Origin of the sequence: Duncaniella muris, from assembly GCF_003024805.1 — a bacterium.
Lineage (GTDB): Bacteria > Bacteroidota > Bacteroidia > Bacteroidales > Muribaculaceae > Duncaniella > Duncaniella muris.
On sequence record NZ_PUEC01000063.1, the window covers coordinates 1 to 3105 of the forward strand.

At 49.0% G+C, this 3105-nt stretch carries 3 protein-coding genes; 2 read left to right on the forward strand and 1 reads right to left on the reverse strand.

Features of this window, described 5'->3' with window-relative positions; all coding sequences use genetic code 11:
• The first annotated feature begins 52 nt into the window (after positions 1-52).
• Both C5O23_RS13970 and C5O23_RS13975 read left to right on the forward strand, forming a co-directional pair.
• Positions 53-487, forward strand: a complete 435-nt coding sequence (locus tag C5O23_RS13970; protein ID WP_107033521.1) for a hypothetical protein — start codon at positions 53-55, stop codon at positions 485-487.
• Between the two features lie 610 nt (positions 488-1097).
• Positions 1098-1325, forward strand: coding sequence for a hypothetical protein (locus C5O23_RS13975; RefSeq protein WP_104405707.1), 228 nt, complete (start codon positions 1098-1100; stop codon positions 1323-1325).
• Here the strand turns inward: C5O23_RS13975 and C5O23_RS13980 are convergent.
• The gene (locus tag C5O23_RS13980; protein WP_107033522.1) at positions 1322-2815 is read right to left on the reverse strand and encodes a tyrosine-type recombinase/integrase; all 1494 of its coding nucleotides are present in this window, start codon (positions 2813-2815) and stop codon (positions 1322-1324) included. The two genes, C5O23_RS13975 and C5O23_RS13980, sit on opposite strands and share 4 nt — an antisense overlap.
• Positions 2816-3105 lie beyond the last annotated feature (290 nt).

Below are 3105 nucleotides of genomic sequence, written 5' to 3' on the forward strand. Positions count from 1 at the left end.
CGTGCGCTAATTTACAGCACTATCTTTGCAGGCAACTTTTAAGTTTTGTATCATGGCAAAAGGTAAGAAAACAGGTGGGCGACAAAAAGGTACGCCCAACAAGGAAAACCCGCTCAAAGGGTATCTCCGCGCTCATAGCCTCGCATACTTTGAGCCGCGTGTACAGACCGACCCCGTAACTGGAGGATTGCGTGAGATTCAGCGTCAACGCCTCACGCAGGACGCCGAGGGAAATGTTTACAAGGTCATCGACCTTATTCCACTTACTGACTCCAAAGGCAACCCTGTCACGATGTCAGACTTCGAGGCCGACATGATTGCGCTCAATCCCAACGAGCGCGTCAACGCAGAGCTGCGCCTGCTTGAGTTCCACACACCGAAGATGAAAGCCGTTGAGGTCGATATGGACGTTCGCGGTTCAGTCACGACCATAGAGGACCGGTTACGCGAACTCTGCGGAGAATCGGACGAAGACGAAGACGACTGACGCGCCCCTGCGGTCTATTTTATCTACTTTTAGACACAACATAGTTTTTCATTTCTTAATTTTTGTAGTTTTTTTAGGCGACCAGTTCGAGAGGATTGGTCGCTTTCTCTTTTTCCTGCACCGCCATTTCGACAACCGAAACCGAACCAAACAAGAACCAAACAGAAACCAAAATAAAACCAAACAAAAACCAAAACATAACCAAACAAAAACCAAAAGCAAACCAAAGTGTAACCAAACGCTAACCTTCACGCGTGCGCGCGATGGATATTCCTATATGGATGTAGAAGGATATATTAAGTCGAATATATCCTATGGATGTAGAATAAAAACTTAAATCAAAGTTTTTATATGGAGTAGGAGACGGATGTAGTTCGCTTCGCTCCGACAACGCCGACATTAAAAAATTTTTTTGAAGATTTTTTCTTTTGGCTGACGCGCCGTAATCCTGCGGAGCAATAAAGAGAAAAAGAAAAAAGTTCCGCGCAAAAAGAAAAAGAGAAAGCCCGGCTCTGCTGTGAAACAAAGTCGGGCGAAAAACAAAAGTTAAAAGGCAAGGGGGCCGGGGTGCGTGCTATCTTTGCAGGTGAAATTTCAAAATCATATAGCGATGAATAGAAACTACAACTCAATCAAGGCTCTTGTTGGCGTAACCAACATCATCATCACTTCCGAACTTAGATACTCGGAGTTGCACGCCCTCGTTGAAAAATCTGCTGTCCTCGAAAATGGCATTCTCACAATCAAGGTCAAGGAATGCACCCTCGGCACTGAAGAGATAAACGCCCTTGCAAAACTGGGAGGAAAATATGTCGCATTTGATTTGACCGAATGCTAAAACCCTTTCCCTTTCGTACGCTCATACACCGCCTCGCGGTCAGCGTCCACGTCCTTTATGCGAAACTGCACGGCACACCCGGTCGGGATTGTGTCGGGCAACTGCCCGGCAAGCCGGGCGATGACCTCATCAACGGTCCCGAAGCCGATGTCGCTGACCTCGGAAAGAACCTCTCCGCGAAAGTAGGCACGGGCATAGACCATCCGCTTGGGAGAAAGCCTGAACAACTTGTCGGCAGGCTCATCGACCCCTCGCGCCATTCCCTGCTTGCTCTTTGCCGTGGAGAAAAAGATAAAGTCAATCACTTTGGCATTCAACTCCCAGGCCGGAGTGAAATCAATCTTGATGTAGCCTCGCGTAATCGTATGCCCATGCGAATGATTCATACCAAACGCCACCTCCGCAATGCTCGCGCCACAGTCGTTCTGCGCCACAGTACCCCAAGTGTGACGGAACGTGTATGCGCTGTACCAACGCTCCTTCGGTATCCCCATGCTCTTGCAGAGCTGCTTTATGCCATTGTTCACATTCGCGTTGAACGAGTCCGAGGACGTGAACCGCTTGTGAAAGTTCAGCAAGTAGGGGTCGTCAGCCTCGGCCAGATATTTCTCAACTAAAGGCTGAATGATAGGCTCGACACGAATCTCAAAGTAAGCGTCATCGGCGCGAAACTTCTTCGTCTTGGCTCTCTTGTAGCAGATACAGCCGTTTCGGTAATCCTCCTTGCGCAGCTCGTAGATGTCGACCGTGTTCATGCCTGCGAGACACAGCACCATCTTCGCCACATCGCGCCCCAGTTCGGGCAACGGATCGACCATGCGTGTATCCGGGAGAGGTGCGGTAAAGAACAGCCTGCAATCCTCCGGGCTAATAGCTTTCTTGACCGTGCGGTCACTCTGTGGAATCTTTACCTTTCCCCACGGATTGACCTTTATGCGCAGATTGCCGTTGTCATAGTCATTGTACTCCTCAACCGCAGCCTTGAACACCTGCCTCATACACACCGGGTACATCTCCTTTGCCCTGTGCGTATGCTCCAGCGACTGAATCCACCTCGTTATCTGCGTTGAGGTAAGTTGCGCGAACATGATTTTGTTCGTGCCATAGAACCGCTCCATGTGTCCGAGTGCCTGCCGATAGTTCTGCGCCGTGCGCAACTGGTACCGGTCCACCATGCGGTCGATATGGTGGCGCGCGTAGTCGCTGAAGCAGATGTCATCCTCACCGGTTTTGAGATATTCCACGACCTCGGCCACTGTCCACCTGCTGATGTCCTTTTTGTTCAGTCGGTCATTAAACTCCAGTATCCGCTCCGAACACCAATTAAGCACAAACGGGTCTTTAATCTCCTTTGACTTGGAGAGTTCCTTTTTCGTAATCATCTTGTCGGTCTTGATATACCCATGCACTCTGCGATGGGTAACACGGATATAGACCTGCATGAATCCGTCCTTGCGCTCACCGCGCACAACTGCCTTGAAGTTTGCCATTGTCTCTTCTATGTTCCAATATTTTGAGGTTAATAAATTCCATTGATTTTATATCTCTCACTACTGCCGAGAGTTAGTGTCGTACACACAACTGTACACACGTTGTATGCACCCCTGTCAAATGTGTGACACTTTCTGTACGCAAATCCGCGCATTTGCACTCACAAAGTGACGCCAAATGCACAAACCTCCTAAGAATAACTTAGGCTGTAACGCCTGATTTCTCAAAGCGTTACAGCCTAACTATCGGATTATGTTACGTTATGTCTTACTCTTCGATGGCAGCCTGA

Excerpts from the sequence above, each read along its gene's own strand:
- C5O23_RS13970 (WP_107033521.1), top strand. The coding sequence starts at position 53 with ATGGCAAAAGGTAAGAAAACAGGTGGGCGACAAAAAGGTACGCCCAAC.
- C5O23_RS13975 (WP_104405707.1), top strand. The coding sequence starts at position 1,098 with ATGAATAGAAACTACAACTCAATCAAGGCTCTTGTTGGCGTAACCAAC.
- C5O23_RS13980 (WP_107033522.1), bottom strand. The coding sequence starts at position 2,815 with ATGGCAAACTTCAAGGCAGTTGTGCGCGGTGAGCGCAAGGACGGATTC.